Origin of the sequence: Streptococcus sp. SV2, assembly GCF_030440175.1 — a bacterium.
In the GTDB taxonomy this organism is placed as follows: domain Bacteria; phylum Bacillota; class Bacilli; order Lactobacillales; family Streptococcaceae; genus Streptococcus; species Streptococcus raffinosi.
The window spans coordinates 15289-33091 of sequence record NZ_JAQFJQ010000021.1; the positions used below are offsets into that span (position 1 = coordinate 15289).

Genomic DNA, 17803 nt, shown 5'->3' on the forward strand with positions numbered 1-17803 from the left:
GAGAAGGCATAATCTGGGAAAATTGGCGCAATAGCCAAAAAAGTTATACAAGAAGGGTTGAAAATATCGGTGAAATCAGATAAAGTTAAACTATCTAGGTAGATTTCACTAGATTACTTTTGCTCTTGTTAGACAGCATCAAAGTTTAAGGAGGATTTAGTGCTGGGGCACTAAAAATAAAATTATGGGTAAATATTTTGGAACAGACGGTGTTCGTGGAGAAGCTAATGTTGAGCTCACGCCTGAATTGGCCTTTAAATTAGGTCGCTTCGGTGGTTATGTGCTTAGCCAACACGAAACTGGCCGTCCTAAGGTCTTTGTGGCACGTGATACACGTATTTCAGGGGAAATGTTAGAATCAGCTTTGGTGGCAGGCCTTTTATCAGTAGGTATCGAAGTCTACAAACTTGGGGTACTTGCGACTCCAGGTGTTTCATACTTGGTACGTACGGAAAATGCCAGTGCTGGTGTTATGATTTCAGCCAGCCATAATCCAGCTCTTGATAATGGTATTAAGTTCTTTGGGGGAGATGGCTTTAAATTGGATGATGCGCGTGAAGCGGAAATTGAAGCCCTTCTTGATGCAGCAGAGGATACTCTTCCACGTCCGTCAGCTGAGGGTCTTGGAACACTTGTAGATTATCCAGAAGGTCTTCGCAAGTATGAAAAATTCTTGGTGGCAACAGGTGTTGATCTTGGTGGACTGAAGGTTGCCTTGGACACTGCTAATGGTGCAGCTGCTGTGTCAGCTCGTAATGTTTTCCTTGATTTGAATGCCGATATTACGGTTATCGGGGATCAACCAGATGGTCTTAACATCAATGCTGGAGTGGGTTCAACACATCCAGAGCAATTGCAAGCCTTGGTTAAAGAAAGTGGTTCAGCCATTGGTCTTGCCTTTGATGGGGATAGTGACCGTCTCATCGCTGTTGATGAAAATGGTAATATTGTTGATGGCGACAAGGTCATGTACATTATCGGTAAACACTTGTCTGAAAAAGGTGAGTTGGCTAAAAATACAATTGTGACAACTGTTATGTCAAACCTTGGTTTCCACAAGGCACTTGATCGTGAGGGAATTAACAAGGTCGTGACTGCCGTTGGTGACCGTTATGTTGTTGAAGAAATGCGTAAAAATGGCTATAACCTTGGTGGTGAACAGTCTGGTCACGTTATTATCATGGATTACAATACAACTGGTGATGGTCAATTGACAGCTATTCAATTGACTAAAGTCATGATTGAAACAGGTAAGAGCTTGTCTGAATTAGCATCAGAAGTGACGATCTACCCTCAAAAACTGGTTAATATCCGTGTGGAAAATAGCATGAAAACTAAAGCCATGGAAGTTCCTGCGATTGCAGCTATCATTGAAAAAATGGAAGCTGAGATGGCTGGGAACGGTCGTATCTTGGTTCGCCCTAGTGGTACAGAACCTCTTCTTCGTGTTATGGCAGAAGCACCAACAGATGATGAAGTGAATTACTATGTTGACACTATTGCGGATGTCGTCCGTGCGGAAATTGGGTTGGACTAAATATGATTAATAAGCTTAAAGCTTTTATGGCCACAGAAGTTTTTAAATACCTTTTCTTTGGTGTTTTGGCGACTGTAGTTTATATTGTTAGTCGTACCTTGATTTTCGCTGTGATTCCACAAGGTACCCTTTCTGCAGTTCTGGCAAGTGCCATTGCCATCGTTTTTGCTTTTTTCACAAATGATGTTTTTGTGTTCAGTCAAGCAAAAGCTGGTATGGCTACACGCTTTGTTAAATTTGTGGGAGCTCGTCTCTTAACCTTAGTTCTTGATATGGCTCTCGCCTATTTCTTGGTAGATACCTATCCAGAGATTATCGGTCAATTTGTTGGTCATAGTCATGCTTGGGTAAATGGAATTGAAAGTGTATTCTCACAAGTTTTGATTATTGTTCTTAACTACGTTATTTCAAAATTCTTTGTCTTTACTGGAGACAAGACATAAGATACAAGGAAGTTGCTAGGAAATGTAATAAAAGCATTTCTTACCAACCTCCTTTTTTGATATAATGAAGAGACTTTAAAAATAGAAAGATAAAAGATGTACGTACAATTATCTCAACGCCTTAAGGACGTAGCAACCTTCGTCCCTAAAGACGCAAAACTTTTAGATGTAGGTAGTGACCACGCCTACCTCCCTATTTATTTACTTGAAAAGGGCTTGATTCACTCAGCTATTGCTGGTGAAGTGGTGAAAGGCCCTTATGAATCTGCTCTTACTAATGTCTCAGCTTCTGGTTTCAAAGATAAGATTGACGTGCGCTTGGCTAACGGCTTGGCAGCTTTTGAACCCTCTGATGCTGTCACGACTATCACGATTTGTGGTATGGGGGGACGTTTGATTGCGGATATTCTTGATTCTGGTAAGGATAAACTTAAAGGTGTGGAACGTCTGATTCTGCAACCCAATAATCGTGAAGACGACCTTCGTATTTGGTTGATGGAAAATGGTTTTGTCATTGTCACAGAAGCTATCATGACCGAAAATGGCAAATACTACGAAATCATGGTGGCTGAGGCTGGTCAAATGACTCTATCAGATAAGGAGGTTCGCTTTGGACCTCATCTCATGAAAGACCAGTCTCAAGTCTTCCAGCTCAAATGGCAACGTGAAATCAATAAATTGGAGATTGCTTTAGGATCCATTCCTTTAGCCAACCAGGCTGATCGTTTATTTGTTGAAGAGAAAATCCAAACCATTAAGGAGGTTTTGAACCATGTTAGCTAGTGAACTTATCAAGTCTTATGAAAGCTTTTGTCCACAGGAACTTTCCATGGAAGGTGATGTGGTTGGTTTGCAGATTGGCAGCCTGGACAAAGAGATTCAGAAGGTCATGGTTACCTTGGATGTTCGTGAGAATACAGTAGCCGAAGCCATTGAAAAAGGTGTGGACCTCATCATTGCCAAACATGCCCCTATTTTCCGTCCGGTTAAGGATTTGGTGTCTTCGCCTGACCGTGATATTTTGCTGGACCTGGTTAAGCATGATATTGCAGTCTATGTGAGCCATACCAATATTGATGTGGTTGATGATGGTCTCAATGATTGGTTTTGTGGCTTACTTGATATTAAGAAGACCACTTATTTGACGGAGACTGCTGACAATCAAGGAATCGGTCGAGTGGGTGATATTGTGCCACAAACCATTGAAGAACTTGCTCTTAATGTCAAGTCTGTTTTTGGCTTAGATAGTATTCGCCTGGTTCGTTATAATCATGAAAATCCTCTTGTTAACCGTGTGGCTATTTGTGGTGGTAGCGGTCAAGGATTTTACAAGGATGCTTTGACAAAGGGCGCACAAGTCTTTATCACGGGTGATATTTATTACCATACTGGTCAGGAAATGATTACCAATGGCCTCTTGGCAATTGATCCTGGTCACCATATTGAAGCTCTCTTTATCGCAAAGATTGCTGAGAAACTTGAGGCTTGGAAGCTTGAGAAGGGCTGGAATGTGACAATTCTTGAAAGTCAGTCGTCAACTAATCCCTTTGACCATCTCTAGGAGGATCTATCTGTGACTTGGCTTTTACATCAACATGTGGTCTTGTTGGCCTTACTTGCTGGTCTTTTCACTTGGGGTTGTACCATTGTCGGCTCGGCTATTGTTTTCTTTTTCAAGCATATTAGCCGTAAATTGTTAGATATCATGATGGGCTTTGCGGCTGGAGTCATGATTGCGGCCTCTTTCTGGTCACTCTTGGACCCTTCTTTAGCTTATGCTAGCCAAAATGGCTATGGGAAGTGGTCTTGGTTTCCAGCGGCAGCTGGCTTCTTACTTGGTGGTGTCGCTCTTCGTTTGATTGATGCTGTCGTCCCTCACTTGCATTTGGGAAATGATATTTCAAAAGCAGAAGGAATTCAACCTCGTAAGAAGAAATTGTCAAAGACAGCCCTGCTTTTTTTGGCTATCACCATTCATAATTTTCCAGAGGGATTAGCAGTCGGTGTGACTTTCGGAGCCTTGGCTGGTGGCAATATGACATTCGCGGGTCTGATGGGAGCCATTGGTCTAGCTATAGGGATTGGTTTGCAGAATGTCCCTGAAGGTGCAGCCCTTTCTATCCCAATTCGAGCAGATGGAAAATCTCGACTTAAGGCCTTTTATTGGGGGTCTATGTCAGCTATCGTTGAGCCTATAGGTGCAGTTATGGGTGCGGCTCTTGTCATGTGGATGATGGCAATCATCCCTTACGCTTTGGGCTTTGCGGCTGGTGCCATGATCTTTGTAGTAACGGAAGAATTGATTCCGGAATCACAGACTAATGGTAATACTGATGTAGCAACCTTGGGCCTTATGGTTGGCTTTGTTGTCATGATGGTCATGGACGTGGCCTTGGGCTAAAAAAATACTAAAGAGCTGTGCCTATGTGTATAGGACTCAGCTCTTTTCAAATAGATGGAGTAAAAAATGAAGATTGCAATTGTTGGCGCAGGCATCGTTGGTTCAACGGCTGCCTATTACTTGTCAAAGGAAAAAGAAGTAGAAGTTACTGTTTTTGACCATGGTCTTGGACAGGCAACCAAGGCAGCAGCAGGAATTATTAGTCCCTGGTTTTCCAAGCGTCGTAATAAGGCCTGGTATCGCATGGCTAGACTGGGAGCTGATTTTTACCAAGAGTTAGTTTCAGATCTTGAAAATGATGGTTATGACACGAGCTTCTATGATCAGTCTGGTGTGGCCCTTCTTAAGAAAGACGATAGTAAATTAGATGGTCTGTATGAGCATGCTGAGACGAGGCTAGAAGAATCACCCATTATTGGTGAACTCTCTATTAAAAATGCGAGTACCCTTCCTGAATTCACTGGCTTTAACCGTTATCTCTATGCCTCTGGGGGAGCCAGAGTCGAAGGTGCAGAACTGACAGCTACTTTGATTAAGGCTTCTGGTTTTGAAAAGTTAGAAGGTCAAGTGACACTCTCTCCTCTTGACGATGGTACTTATGAGATTGATGGTCAAACTTTCGATAAGGTCATTCTCGCTTGTGGTGCCTGGCTAGGTCAAACGCTTGAACCCCTTGGTTTTGAAGTGGATGTTCGTCCTCAAAAAGGTCAGTTACGAGACTATTTCTTTAAGGGCATGGATACTGGTAAATTACCAGTTCTGATGCCAGAGAGCGAATTAGATGTCATTCCATTTGCGGGTGGAAAGATTTCGGTAGGTGCCAGTCATGAAAATGATCAAGGCTTTGATTTGACGGTTGATGAAGCTGTTTTAGAAGTTCTGGAGGAGGAGGCTAAGACCTATTTCCCTGACTTAAGTACTGCCAAGTCCTTCTCGGAACGTGTGGGAACGAGAGCCTACACGAGTGACTTCTCACCTTTCTTTGGAGAAGTTCCAGAGCTTAAAAACGTCTTCGTTGCTTCAGGTCTAGGCTCCTCTGGTCTTACAACAGGGCCATTGATTGGAAAAAATCTGGTTGATTTGGCCATGAACCGACCTGGTAACTTGGACAGTGCAGATTATCCAGTCGCTAATTACATTAAGAAACAGGATTAAGACTAGTTATCCTTCCCAAAATATTCAGAATCAGTTAGCTTTCTCTCACTATCGAGAAAGGCTAGCTGATTTTTTATTAGAATACAGAACACCTATTTCTTATTTAATTAGAAGATGATAAAATATTAAGTGTTCATCGCTTGTAGGTGAATACTAATAAAAAATGGGAGGGGACTATGTTCCAAAAAGTTAAAATTTATATGGCTGTCTTACTAGCCTTGTTGGCTATCAGTTTAGGCCTGTCAGTAAAGTCAGTAGCAGCCGAAGACTTGGCTGTAACAAAGACAAGTATTGTCTTGGAAAGTTATGAGTTTGGGCCAGCTGTGACCAAGGTTATCTTTGAATTTAATCAAAAGGTAACGCCAGAGGTTGTCCACAGCTCAACCCAGGTTACAACAGCAGGAGTTAGTCGTCAGGTGACGAATTCTTATGTGTCCGACGATCAGGGGCATGTGGTCTATTATGATAACAGCAAGTACGTGACGCTTGAATTGAGCCTACCTTCTTATAATCGCTACAACATGGGTGGAAATGCTGAACCTATGTATTTTAACCTTTCTACTTGGACTAACCAATGGCTGGAAAGTTATATGGTATCGATGAAAGATTTGTCAGTAGTGGCAGAAGGTAGTAGTCAGTCGCAAATGGTGTCTTCTGAGCAAGATGCCATCAATAATCGTTTGATGCCAACAACGGAGGTTTTCGATGAGCGAGGGCAGGTAGGTAATATGCAGTATGCGGCTTATAGTGCCCAAACCGGTACAGGAAATAGCACCAAACCTTTGATAGTCTGGCTACACGGCATTGGTGAAAGAGGGACAGATATGAATATCCCCCTTCTTTCAAATGACGTCTATGCGCTTACCCAGTCTGATATTCAAGGCCATTTCTTAACAACTGGTGATCAGGCGCGTGGGGTCAATGTGCTTGCTGTTCAAACGCAGACACCTTGGGGGTCGGATAATGCAGCACAACTCAAAGAGACCATTGATACATACCTAGCTAATCACCCAGAGGTAGATAAGGGACGAATTTATCTTGCAGGGGTTTCCAATGGTGGTGGTATGGTCTTGACTATGGGAGCAACCTATCCAGATTATTTTGCAGCTCTCATTCCAATTGCTGCTCCCTTAACTGTTGACCAATCTGGGATTGATAAACTGAAGGACCAGCCTATGTGGTTGATTCACACGAAAGCAGACGCAACAGTTCAACCAGAAAATAGTGTCTTGCCTCTATACAAGAGTTTGATTACCTCTGGAGCTTCTAACAAATGGTTTTCATACTTTGAAACAGCTACCGGGACTGATCTTCCTGGTACAGAGTATGATGGGCATTGGGCTTGGATTTATTTCTTCCATGACCAGGTGATTGGCGTTCAGCATCCTGAAAATACGAAAAATTGGGATGGTTATAGTGGTATGGTAGCCACTGACCCAACCTATGGCGGTGGCTCTCGAGCTAGTGTCAATGGGCAAACCTATAACAGTATCTTTGACTGGATGAGTGCACAAAGGCACTGAAGAAGATGATGATTACGCTTTCTAAGGAAAGTGCTACAAGAGGTTATCTTCAATCTAAAAGGGTTTCAATCGAAATCCTTTTTTCATTGGATTAAGAAAATGGACACTTGTGATTTTCTTAATGAAAGCTTAAGAACATAGGGTTTACCGTGACAAGAGGGCTGAAAAATGCTAAAATATAGGTAATATATTAGAGAAAAAAGGAGCCTTCTTATGAAAGGTATTATTCTTGCAGGCGGTTCAGGGACGCGTTTGTATCCATTGACTCGTGCTGCATCAAAACAACTGATGCCGATTTACGATAAACCAATGATTTATTACCCACTATCAACGCTTATGTTGGCTGGTATTAAGGAAATCCTCATCATCTCAACACCACAGGACCTTCCACGTTTTGAAGAGCTCCTTGGTGATGGTTCTGAGTTCGGTATTTCCCTTTCTTACGCAGTACAACCAAGTCCAGATGGATTGGCTCAAGCCTTTATCATTGGTGAAGACTTCATTGGTGATGATAGTGTTGCCCTTGTTCTTGGGGACAATATTTTCCATGGCAATGGTCTTTCTGCTATGCTTCAACGTGCCGAAGCTAAGGAAAAAGGAGCTACAGTCTTTGGTTATCAAGTTAAGGATCCAGAACGTTTTGGTGTTGTTGAATTTGACGACAATATGAATGCCATCTCAATCGAGGAAAAACCTGAGCATCCAAAATCAAACTTTGCTGTAACTGGTCTTTATTTCTATGACAATGATGTTGTGGAAATTGCCAAAAATATCAAGCCAAGTCCTCGTGGCGAACTTGAAATCACGGATGTTAACAAGGCTTACTTAGAACGTGGTGACCTCTCTGTTGAACTTATGGGACGTGGCTTTGCTTGGTTGGATACAGGCACTCACGAAAGTCTCTTGCAAGCTGCTCAGTACATTGAAACAGTTCAACGTTTGCAAAATGTTCAAGTGGCTAACCTTGAGGAAATTGCCTATCGCATGGGCTACATTACTAAAGAGCAGGTCCTCGAATTGGCACAACCACTTAAGAAGAATGAATACGGGCAATATTTGCTCCGTTTGATTGGAGAAGCATAATGACTGAACAATTTTTTGGTAAAGAATTAGCTGCACGTAAGATTGAAGCCATCCCAGGTTTACTTGAATTTGATATTCCAGTACATGGAGATAACCGTGGATGGTTCAAGGAAAACTTCCAAAAGGAAAAAATGTTGCCGCTTGGTTTTCCAGAATCATTCTTTGCAGAAGGAAAATTGCAAAACAATGTTTCTTTCTCACGAAAAAATGTTTTACGTGGTTTGCACGCTGAGCCTTGGGATAAATACATCTCAGTAGCAGATGAAGGAAAGGTTCTTGGAACATGGGTTGACCTTCGTGAAGGCGAAACGTTTGGAAATACTTACCAAACAGTCATTGATGCCTCAAAAGGAATCTTCGTTCCTCGTGGTGTTGCCAATGGTTTCCAAGTTTTATCTGACAAAGTATCCTACAGCTACCTTGTGAACGACTACTGGGCACTTGAACTCAAACCAAAATACGCCTTTGTCAACTACGCTGACCCAAGCCTTGATATCAAGTGGGAAAACTTGGAAGAAGCAGAAGTCTCAGAAGCAGATAAAAATCACCCATTGCTCAAAGACGTAAAACCCCTAAAAGCAGAAGATTTGTAAAAATGAACCTTGCATAGCAGTATCGCGACTGCAAGGAGCGTTATAAGATTGTTCCTGCCCTAGTGAAAACAAGATTACCTCAGGGAATCTTGTAGGAAAATCCGGAGACTTAGACTCCGGATTTAGCCATGAAACCGAAGGGTTGCTGGCGTCCCTCACTAGCTAAAGGAACGATTAAGGAACAAAGAAATTTGGAGAAAAAATGACTGAATACAAAAATATTATCGTAACCGGTGGTGCAGGTTTCATCGGTTCAAACTTCGTACACTATGTCTACAACAATCATCCAGACGTACATGTGACTGTCCTTGACAAACTCACTTACGCTGGGAACCGTGCTAACATTGAAGAAATCCTTGGTGACCGTGTTGAATTGGTTGTAGGGGACATTGCTGATGCTGAATTGGTAGACAAATTGGCTGCTAAGGCGGATGCCATTGTTCACTATGCGGCTGAAAGTCACAATGATAACTCATTGAATGACCCATCTCCATTCATCTACACAAACTTCATTGGTACCTACACACTCTTGGAAGCAGCTCGTAAATACGACATTCGTTTCCATCACGTATCAACAGACGAAGTTTATGGTGACCTTCCGTTGCGTGAAGACCTTCCTGGACATGGTGAAGGTCCTGGTGAAAAATTCACCGCAGAAACCAAATACAACCCATCATCACCATATTCATCAACTAAGGCTGCTTCAGACCTTATCGTTAAAGCATGGGTGCGTTCATTTGGTGTTAAGGCAACTATTTCAAACTGCTCAAACAACTATGGACCATACCAACACATCGAAAAATTCATCCCACGTCAAATCACCAATATCTTGTCAGGAATCAAACCAAAACTTTATGGTGAAGGTAAAAACGTCCGTGACTGGATTCATACTAACGATCACTCAACTGGTGTTTGGGCTATCCTTACTAAAGGCCGTATCGGTGAAACTTACTTGATTGGTGCTGATGGTGAAAAGAACAACAAGGAAGTGCTTGAGCTTATCCTTGAAAAAATGGGTCAACCAAAAGGCGCATACGACCGTGTTACAGACCGTGCTGGTCACGATTTGCGATACGCTATTGATTCAACAAAATTGCGTGAAGAACTTGGTTGGGAACCACAATTCACAAACTTCGAATCAGGTTTGGAAGAAACGATCAAGTGGTATACAGATCACCAAGACTGGTGGAAAGCTGAAAAAGAAGCTGTTGAAGCTAACTATGCTAAGACACAAGAAGTGCTTAAATAATTGAAAAATCTATCACTTCCAATCTAGTGATAGATTTTTCTGTTAAGAACTGTTAGGAGAGATGATGAATCGAAAAGAATGGATTGAATATTTTGAAGTGATTAATAATCGTAAGCCCACTATTCAGGAGTGTCAGCAGGCTCTTCAAAATGGTGAGTTTGTTATGGAAGGTAGACAAGCTACTTTTTCTAACAATGGAAATTCCGTGCCTGCAGGAGCCATGCCTTTACCAAATCAAGTGACTGGTCAGATGGTCAACCAAACTTCAGCACAGCAGCTTGTCTTTGTTAAACAGAAAAAGTTTGGGAAGAAGACTTTTATTGGTTTGGGTATTGCTTTATTTCTTGTCCTAGCAACAAGTCTTGGCCTCTTTTTGTTTTCTTTCAAAGAAACAAACTTGAATGGTTTGTGGGTAACTAGTTATAATGCTGGTTTGGTTTATGAGTTAAGTGGGAAAAAATCAAAACTTGTTGCAGGCCATAGGGAAGAAGAAATCAAAGAAATCTCTACTGGTCAGAAAGTAAGACAGAAGTTTGAAACAAGCTTAGAGGACGTCAGTGATTCAAAACTAAAAACGATTGCTGATTTTGACAAGAAATACCAATTACAGACAAAAGAGATCATCCTGGTAAAGACGGATGTGTTTGGCTACTATAATCTGATTCAGAAAGATGGGACAAACTTAGTTCTAGATTTATTCTTATCAGACCTCTACTACGGATCAAGAAGTACCAAAGATTTAAAAAAGATATATCTTTTTCATAAGGTAGCGGTTCCAAAAGTTTTTGTTGGGCAATGGAAAAAATTTGATTCCGATGATGATTCAGAAGGAGAAGGGACTATCTCTGAAAATGGGGTTGTTACTACAGATTCTGATGGTAAAGATATCTTAATTGCTAAGCCTTTAAAAGAATATCTGACGGATCAATCAGGCAGCGTAGATAATGGTAAGGTGCAAAAAGAGTTTGCTAAAATACAGAAGTCTCTTAAGTCACATGGTTATCAGGCTAAGAGTGTTAATGACATCTACCACGATGCGAGCAGATCATACTATTATGTCGTTGTGGATGGTGGCAAGCGCATTATTATCTTGGAGGGCTTCAACCATCTCTCTTATACAGGTTATTTTGAAAGAGAAGACAAATAGTAATTAGGATACCTCTAGCAGATGAATCGTTCTTAAATAATAGTCCAAAGTCTATCATTCCCATAGGAATGATAGACTTTTTTGCTTACACAGACATATTAACTTAAGACAGGGATACAAATAATGACATAAATATTACAAAATTACAAACAATGCTTGATTTTTGTAACAAAATAGATATAATAGACATATAGAAAGAGGTTTATGAAAATGAAAGATAAAGTTATCCGTGTTTGTTCACTTGTTTTGCTGTCAGTAGCTGTTTCTGCAAGCCTTGTCGGATGTGGGTCTAAGTCAGAAAAAGACACCGCAGCATCATCTACAACGTCAACTTCTAAAGTTGTGAAGTCATCAGCAAAAACAAAAGCATCTGAGAAGAAATCTGCTAAAAAGTCTAAGACAGAGGATTCATCTTCAAAGGATTCTCAAGGTCAAGAAGAAGCGAGTACTCCTGAAGCTAGCTCTTCAAAAAATCAAGCTACAGCTGGAAATGATGCTCAATCAGGTGCAAGTAGCAGTGCTGTTTCTGATTCCAATAAGTCTAGTCAAACAACAAGGGATAGCCAAAGTGACACTCCTGTTCCAGCAGCTTTAGTAGGAACTTGGACTGGTACCAGTCCTCAAGCAACAGACATTAGTTTTACAGTTGATGCCAATGGTAACGTCACTTCAAAGGCAAATTTCAATGTTGATTACGAACCTTACCGTCAAAGTTCAACGACTGCTAAAGCCGTTCAAATTTCTGGTAATCTCTACGTTTGGGAAGGTGGCGATTTTTCAACCTTGCTTCCTGGTATTACTGGACTAGGGGGAGCTGGTTTCCAAGCTAAGCCTGGTTTTATTCTTGAAAATGGAACCTACACGCCAGTCCAATTCATCTCTGATTTGGGACCAAGCTTTGATTATAGTAACTACAAAGCTTTCCCATTCTCATTAACAAAATAATAGGAAGAGGCTATCTGAAGAGATAGCTTCTTTTTTGCGTCAAACTCTTCTTTTTCAAGGTCTCATTTCTGCTTAAAAAATGGTAGAATAGTTACATGCAAACAAAACCAACGTCAGCCTATGTGCATATTCCATTTTGCACACAAATTTGTTATTATTGTGACTTTTCCAAGGTCTTTATTAAAAATCAGCCCGTTGATGACTACCTACGGGCTTTGATTCGTGAGTGGGAGCTTTTAGATATCAAGGAACTTCGCACCCTTTACATTGGTGGTGGGACACCGACAGCTATTTCTGCCGAGCAATTGGACTATCTTTTAAGCAATCTTCAGAAGAACTTGGATTTGTCTAAGCTGGAGGAATTTACCATCGAGGCCAATCCTGGTGATTTGACACTTGATAAGATTGAAGTGCTCAAAAAATCAGCTGTTAATCGGGTGTCTCTAGGGGTTCAGACCTTTGATGACAAGCACTTGCGTCAAATTGGTCGCAGTCACAATCAAGCACAAATTTATGAAAGTATTGATAGTTTGAAGGCTGCTGGTTTTCATAATATTTCCATTGACCTCATTTATGCCCTACCTGGTCAAACAATGGATCAGGTCAAGGAAAATGTGAGAAAGGCTATAGAACTGGATATTCCACACCTAAGTCTCTACAGTTTGATCTTGGAACATCACACGGTCTTTATGAATAAGATGCGTCGGGGTAAGCTCAATTTGCCAACTGAAGACTTGGAAGCAGAGATGTTTGACTATATTATTCAAGAGTTGGAAAAAAATGGTTTTGAGCATTACGAGATTTCCAATTTTACCAAACCTGGTATGGAGAGTCGACATAATCTCATGTATTGGAATAATGATGAGTATTATGGTGTTGGGGCTGGGGCCTCTGGTTATGTCAATGGTGTTCGTTACCGTAATCGTGGTCCTATCCAGCATTACCTAAAGGCTATAGCAGAGGATGGGCATGCTAGACTTCATGAGGAGCATCTGACTAAGGCGGAGATGGTGGAGGAGGAATTCTTCCTTGGCTTACGGAAAAAATCAGGCGTGTCTATCAAACGGTTTGAAGAGAAGTTTGGCTTATCATTTGCAGATACTTATGGGGACATTGTGGAAAAACTACAAGCAGATGGGCTTTTGGTTAAGGATCCAGATGTGATTCGTATGACCAAACGGGGACTCTTTCTGGGAGATAATGTCGCTGAGCAATTTATATTGGAGGATTAGATGGGCTTAAAATTTAGTATTCCTTATCAGATTCCGTTTTATGAGACGGATATTACACATCAGGTGAAATTACCACATTTGTTGGCATTCTCCTTGCAAGTATCAGCCATGCAGTCTGAGTCTCTTGGAAATGCGGACGACGCAGTTTTTGATCAATATGGTCTGGTTTGGATTGTGACGGATTATGCTATCGAAATTGACCGCCTGCCTCGTTACAATGAAAAGGTGACCATTACAACGGAAGCTATTTCCTATAATAAGATTTTCTGTTACCGTAATTTTTACATCACTGATGAAGCTGGTCAGCAAATCATGCTCTTTAAGACCACTTTTGCCCTCATGGATTATGAGACACGTAAGGTAGCTGAGGTTCCAGACGAGTTGGTGGCACCTTATGAAGCTGAAAAAACTAAAAAGTTGCTTCGTGGTCCTCGCTACAAGGTTTTGGAAAATCCCGTTGATACCTTATACCGTGTGCGCTATTTTGACTTAGACATGAATGGTCACGTTAACAATAGTAAGTATTTGGAGTGGATGTTGGATGTTTTCGATTTGGACTTTTTGACCAAGTATACACCAGCCCACATTGACCTCAAGTATGTTAAGGAAATTCATCATGGATCAGAAATTTATTCGGGTTATGAGTTTGACCAAGAAAGTTTGAGCAGTCAACATCAGATTTGTGTTGATGGCAATATTCATGCTCATGCCATCATCCAATGGAAGGAAATAGGAGACGAGTAAGATGACATATAAGGGTTATTTGATTGATTTAGATGGAACCATTTACAAGGGTAAGGACCGTATTCCTGAAGGGGAGGCTTTTGTTAAGGAATTGCAGCAGCGCCAGATTCCCTATCTTTTTGTAACTAATAACAGTATGCGTACACCAGAAATGGTACAAGAACTTTTGCGTAATCAGTGTGAGCTTGAAACGCCTCTTGAGACTATTTACACAGCTACCTTGGCGACAGTTGACTATATGAACGATATGAATCGTGGCAAGACGGTTTATGTTATCGGTGAGACTGGACTTAAATCTGCTATTGCGGATGCGGGCTATACGGTAGATGAGGAAAATCCTGCTTATGTTGTGGTGGGCTTGGACCGTGAAGTCACTTATGAAATGTTGGTAAAGGCAACGCTTGCTATCCACAAAGGGGCTATATTTATTGGAACTAACCCAGATTTGAATATCCCAACAGAACGTGGTCTTCTTCCAGGTGCTGGTTCCCTCCTGGCCCTTATCGAGGCGGCTACCCGTGTGAAACCAATCATTATTGGTAAGCCTAAAGCTATTATCATGAACAAGGCTCTTGAAATCCTTGGGACAGAACGTAGTCAAACGATTGTGGTTGGTGATAATTACTTGACCGATATTACAGCCGGCATTAAAAATGACTTTCCAACACTTCTAGTGACAACTGGATTTACCAAGGCGGAAGAGGTTGTGGATTTGCCAGTAAAACCAGACCATGTACTTTCTAGTCTAGCGGAGTGGGATTTTGATGCGAACTAAGATTGAAGCAGTGTTGACTCCCATTTGGCTCTTGGCCTTATCTATTCTATTGACGATTTATCTGGCTTGGGGCTTTTATTATTTTGATATTGACTGGATGCATCTTTTGGACTATGTCATTATCGGCAAGACAGAGCTTTGGCATAATTTCAATGTCCTCATGCAGTACCTGACCTTTCCTTGGGTTGGTCATCTGACCATGCCTGATTTTCCGTCGTCAGAGAGTGGGCTTAAGCATTTTCATGATGTCAAGTGGCTCTTTCACTTGGTTCAGGGGCTAGTTATCCTACTGGCTTATCCAGCTGTGACCTTTCTTTGGCGAAATGTGAAGAAGGGGACCTTTGGTCTTTATCGTAGACTTTATCTGAGTCTTGCTGTTTTGCCAGTCCTGATTGGCCTTGTGGGTCTTTTTCTTGGATTTGATGAGTTTTTTACGCTCTTTCATGAAGCCCTTTTTCCTGGAGATAGCAGTTGGCTCTTTAATCCACTATTGGATCCGATTATTAATGTTTTGCCTGAAGACTATTTCCTTCAATGTTTTGTGATTTTCTTTTTTATCTACGAGGGCATCATGGTAACTTTGACTTGTCTTGCCCATAAGCAGCTTAAACGGTATTTAAAGAATAAGGAGTAATGATGACGATTCGTGATAACCATTTGCATACCCATCATTCCTATGATTCGGATGCGGACTTTACTGATTATTTAACACATTTTGATGGCGAGATTGTAACGACGGAGCATTATGACCTCTCTAATCCTTATACCAAACAAGATGATGTACCTGAGTACGAGGCCTATAGTCGTGAGATTGAAAGTCTTAACCGTAAGTATGGCAATCGTATTAAACGGGGCATCGAGATTGGTTATTACCAGCCTAGAGAAAAGGATATTTTGGCCTTTTTGGATGGGAAGGACTATGATCTCAAACTGCTTTCGGTTCACCATAATGGGGTCAATGATTATCTTGATGATGAGGTAGCTGATATGGATAAGGCCAGCATTATTCAAGAATATCTAGACAAGTTGGAGTATGCTATTGGTCGAGTAGACGCAGATGTCCTAGCCCACTTTGACTATGGTTTCCGCCTGTTTGAGGTGACTGTTGATGAATTAAAAGCCTATGAGGAGCAGCTCAAACGCATTTTCCAGAAAATGATGGCTAATGATTTGGCTTTTGAGCTGAATGCAAAGAGTATGTATCTCTATCATCACGAAGATCTTTATCGTTATGCCTTGGGCCTTGTTAATGATTTGGGATGTTGCAAGTATTCTATCGGCTCTGATGGTCATAAATTAGAGCATTTCCGTCTGAACTTTGATAAGATTCAGGAGCTCTTGAGAGAATTTGACATTACAGAAGATATGATTATCTAACGTAGACAGCTTCAGTTGAGGCTGTCTTTTCTTAAGCAAAACTTAAACGAAAGGCGTGGTTATGGGATTTATAGAAGACTTTAAGCTTTCCTTGTTATGCTTAAGACAAGCAATAGGAACTTATAGTTTCTGACTTATCTTTCACATTTGGAGGTCTTCTATGAAATTTCTCAAAAGGCATGCCTATGCCTTGCTCTTCACCCTCTTTCTGATGGGGGCAAATGTCTACTCTCTCTTAAAGGTCTTTGTCATCCCTTCTGCGGTGTCGACGGTTTCAGCCACGACCAGTAGCTCAAGCACAGCTTCGTCAACAGCGTCTACCAGCACTGGTAAGGTAACTAAGACAGATACGACCTATAAAGATGACAATATGGATATCAAAATCACAACAGGTAAAACCAGTGATACCACTTACTATGTGGCAGATATCAAGCTGTCAAGTGCCGACTACCTTAAAACAGCTTTGGCGCAAAATACCTACGGGACTAACATCACCGACACGACATCTAGTATTGCCCAGCAAAATAATGCTATCTTTGCCATCAATGGTGATTATTACGGAGCCAACCAATCAGGTTATGTGATTAAAAATGGCCAAGTCTATCGTGATACTGATCGAAACAGTGACTATGAGGATCTAGCGGTTTACTCAGATGGTAGCTTTAAAACCTTTAAGGAGGGCGACACTACAGCTCAAAAACTGGTCGATTCAGGTGTAGTGAATACCTTTGCCTTTGGTCCAACCTTGGTTGAAAATGGTAAGGTAGCTGTCTCAGAAAATGAGGAGGTCGGTCAAGCTATGGCTGACAATCCACGGACAGCTATCGGCGTTATCGAAGAAAGTGACGGTAGTGTGCACTATATTGTCATTGTCTCGGATGGTCGTACCAGTGAGTCGTCAGGGTTGACTCTTTATGAGATGGCAGAATTGATGAAATCTTATGGCGTGACGACAGCTTACAACCTTGATGGTGGTGGCTCATCAACCATGTATTTTAATGGTCAAGTCATTAATAAGCCAACCACGAACGGAAATAAAATTTCAGAAAGGGCGGTGATCGATATTGTTTACATCGGTTACTAAAAAATCAGCCAGCAAACACTTTTTCACCTACATCGGTCTAACCATTTTTAGCTTAGTATTTACCTTTGTCTATGAGCGCTTTTCTTATGGTGAATCATCTATGTTTATGCGTATGATGTTCTTTGCACCATTGGCTGGAGCTTTGATTTATCTACTAACAGGGATGGGAATGTCTTGGGTAAGAAATCGTGCCTCAAAACTTCTCTTTAATTCAGCCATCGCTGTTGTTGCCAGTGCCTGTCTGGTTAAGGGAATTGTTGAAGTGTCAGGCCGTACGACTAGCGTGGATATGCCCTATTGGTACGTTGCTTCAGGACTATTTTTCTTGAGTTTGATAACTGGTATTATCAGACCTAAAAAACTGGCTTAAAAATGAAAGCTTGGGGCAAGGTGATATAGTCCTACTTAAGTAGACAGTAAAAATACATAAAGTACTGTTTACGAAAGTAGGATTTTTATTATGTCTAGAAAAAGTAAGGTTTCTTTTGAAGGCAAGCTGAGGGCTGTTACCTGGT

19 protein-coding genes are annotated in these 17803 nt (G+C 41.3%); all 19 read left to right on the plus strand.

What is annotated here, in order from left to right:
- Positions 1-184: 184 nt before the first annotated feature.
- The 19 genes from glmM (at position 185) to PCY14_RS09140 (ending at position 17658) form a co-directional block, all read left to right on the plus strand.
- On the plus strand, positions 185-1537 hold the full coding sequence (gene glmM, locus PCY14_RS09050; protein ID WP_301363449.1) for a phosphoglucosamine mutase: 1353 nt from the start codon (positions 185-187) through the stop codon (positions 1535-1537).
- Between the two features lie 2 nt (positions 1538-1539).
- Positions 1540-1980, plus strand: coding sequence for a GtrA family protein (locus PCY14_RS09055; RefSeq protein ID WP_143568139.1), 441 nt, complete (start codon positions 1540-1542; stop codon positions 1978-1980).
- 96 nt (positions 1981-2076) lie between these two features.
- A complete protein-coding gene (locus tag PCY14_RS09060; RefSeq protein WP_301363450.1) occupies positions 2077-2763 on the plus strand; it encodes a tRNA (adenine(22)-N(1))-methyltransferase TrmK in 687 nt (228 codons plus the stop codon).
- Positions 2753-3541, plus strand: a complete 789-nt coding sequence (locus PCY14_RS09065) for a Nif3-like dinuclear metal center hexameric protein (protein ID WP_293936287.1) — start codon at positions 2753-2755, stop codon at positions 3539-3541. Before PCY14_RS09060 ends, PCY14_RS09065 begins: the two co-directional genes overlap by 11 nt.
- Before the next feature lie 12 nt (positions 3542-3553).
- Entirely contained in the window at positions 3554-4381 is an 828-nt protein-coding gene (locus PCY14_RS09070; RefSeq protein ID WP_164376405.1) for a ZIP family metal transporter, read from the plus strand.
- A 66-nt stretch (positions 4382-4447) separates the two neighbouring features.
- Complete coding sequence (locus PCY14_RS09075) at positions 4448-5536, plus strand: FAD-binding oxidoreductase (RefSeq protein WP_301363451.1); 1089 nt, start codon at positions 4448-4450, stop codon at positions 5534-5536.
- Between the two features lie 176 nt (positions 5537-5712).
- Positions 5713-7059 carry a PHB depolymerase family esterase gene (locus PCY14_RS09080; RefSeq protein WP_021145578.1) on the plus strand — a complete coding sequence of 449 codons (1347 nt, stop codon included), beginning with the start codon at positions 5713-5715 and terminating at the stop codon, positions 7057-7059.
- 213 nt (positions 7060-7272) lie between these two features.
- Positions 7273-8142: a glucose-1-phosphate thymidylyltransferase RfbA gene (gene rfbA / locus PCY14_RS09085; protein WP_002883992.1), complete on the plus strand. Its 870-nt coding sequence runs from the start codon at positions 7273-7275 to the stop codon at positions 8140-8142.
- Complete coding sequence (locus PCY14_RS09090; protein WP_037600997.1) at positions 8142-8735, plus strand: dTDP-4-dehydrorhamnose 3,5-epimerase family protein; 594 nt, start codon at positions 8142-8144, stop codon at positions 8733-8735. The genes rfbA and PCY14_RS09090 overlap by 1 nt, the downstream gene beginning before the upstream one ends.
- A gap of 202 nt (positions 8736-8937) precedes the next feature.
- On the plus strand, positions 8938-9984 hold the full coding sequence (gene rfbB, locus PCY14_RS09095) for a dTDP-glucose 4,6-dehydratase (RefSeq protein ID WP_293930753.1): 1047 nt from the start codon (positions 8938-8940) through the stop codon (positions 9982-9984).
- Positions 9985-10048: 64 nt separating this feature from the next.
- Positions 10049-11131, plus strand: coding sequence for a hypothetical protein (locus PCY14_RS09100; protein WP_301363452.1), 1083 nt, complete (start codon positions 10049-10051; stop codon positions 11129-11131).
- Between the two features lie 204 nt (positions 11132-11335).
- Positions 11336-12076, plus strand: a complete 741-nt coding sequence (locus PCY14_RS09105) for a hypothetical protein (RefSeq protein ID WP_293930747.1) — start codon at positions 11336-11338, stop codon at positions 12074-12076.
- A gap of 95 nt (positions 12077-12171) precedes the next feature.
- A complete protein-coding gene (hemW, locus tag PCY14_RS09110; protein WP_293936302.1) occupies positions 12172-13308 on the plus strand; it encodes a radical SAM family heme chaperone HemW in 1137 nt (378 codons plus the stop codon).
- Positions 13309-14052, plus strand: coding sequence for an acyl-ACP thioesterase domain-containing protein (locus PCY14_RS09115; RefSeq protein WP_293936305.1), 744 nt, complete (start codon positions 13309-13311; stop codon positions 14050-14052). It begins immediately after the preceding gene.
- Position 14053: 1 nt separating this feature from the next.
- On the plus strand, positions 14054-14827 hold the full coding sequence (locus PCY14_RS09120) for a TIGR01457 family HAD-type hydrolase (RefSeq protein WP_060933998.1): 774 nt from the start codon (positions 14054-14056) through the stop codon (positions 14825-14827).
- Positions 14817-15461: a TIGR01906 family membrane protein gene (locus tag PCY14_RS09125; RefSeq protein WP_060933999.1), complete on the plus strand. Its 645-nt coding sequence runs from the start codon at positions 14817-14819 to the stop codon at positions 15459-15461. Before PCY14_RS09120 ends, PCY14_RS09125 begins: the two co-directional genes overlap by 11 nt.
- Positions 15462-15469: 8 nt before the next feature.
- The gene (locus PCY14_RS09130) at positions 15470-16204 is read left to right on the plus strand and encodes a PHP domain-containing protein (RefSeq protein WP_293919664.1); all 735 of its coding nucleotides are present in this window, start codon (positions 15470-15472) and stop codon (positions 16202-16204) included.
- Between the two features lie 160 nt (positions 16205-16364).
- On the plus strand, positions 16365-17288 hold the full coding sequence (locus PCY14_RS09135; protein WP_301363453.1) for a phosphodiester glycosidase family protein: 924 nt from the start codon (positions 16365-16367) through the stop codon (positions 17286-17288).
- On the plus strand, positions 17269-17658 hold the full coding sequence (locus tag PCY14_RS09140) for a hypothetical protein (protein WP_042771871.1): 390 nt from the start codon (positions 17269-17271) through the stop codon (positions 17656-17658). The genes PCY14_RS09135 and PCY14_RS09140 overlap by 20 nt, the downstream gene beginning before the upstream one ends.
- Positions 17659-17803: the final 145 nt, after the last annotated feature.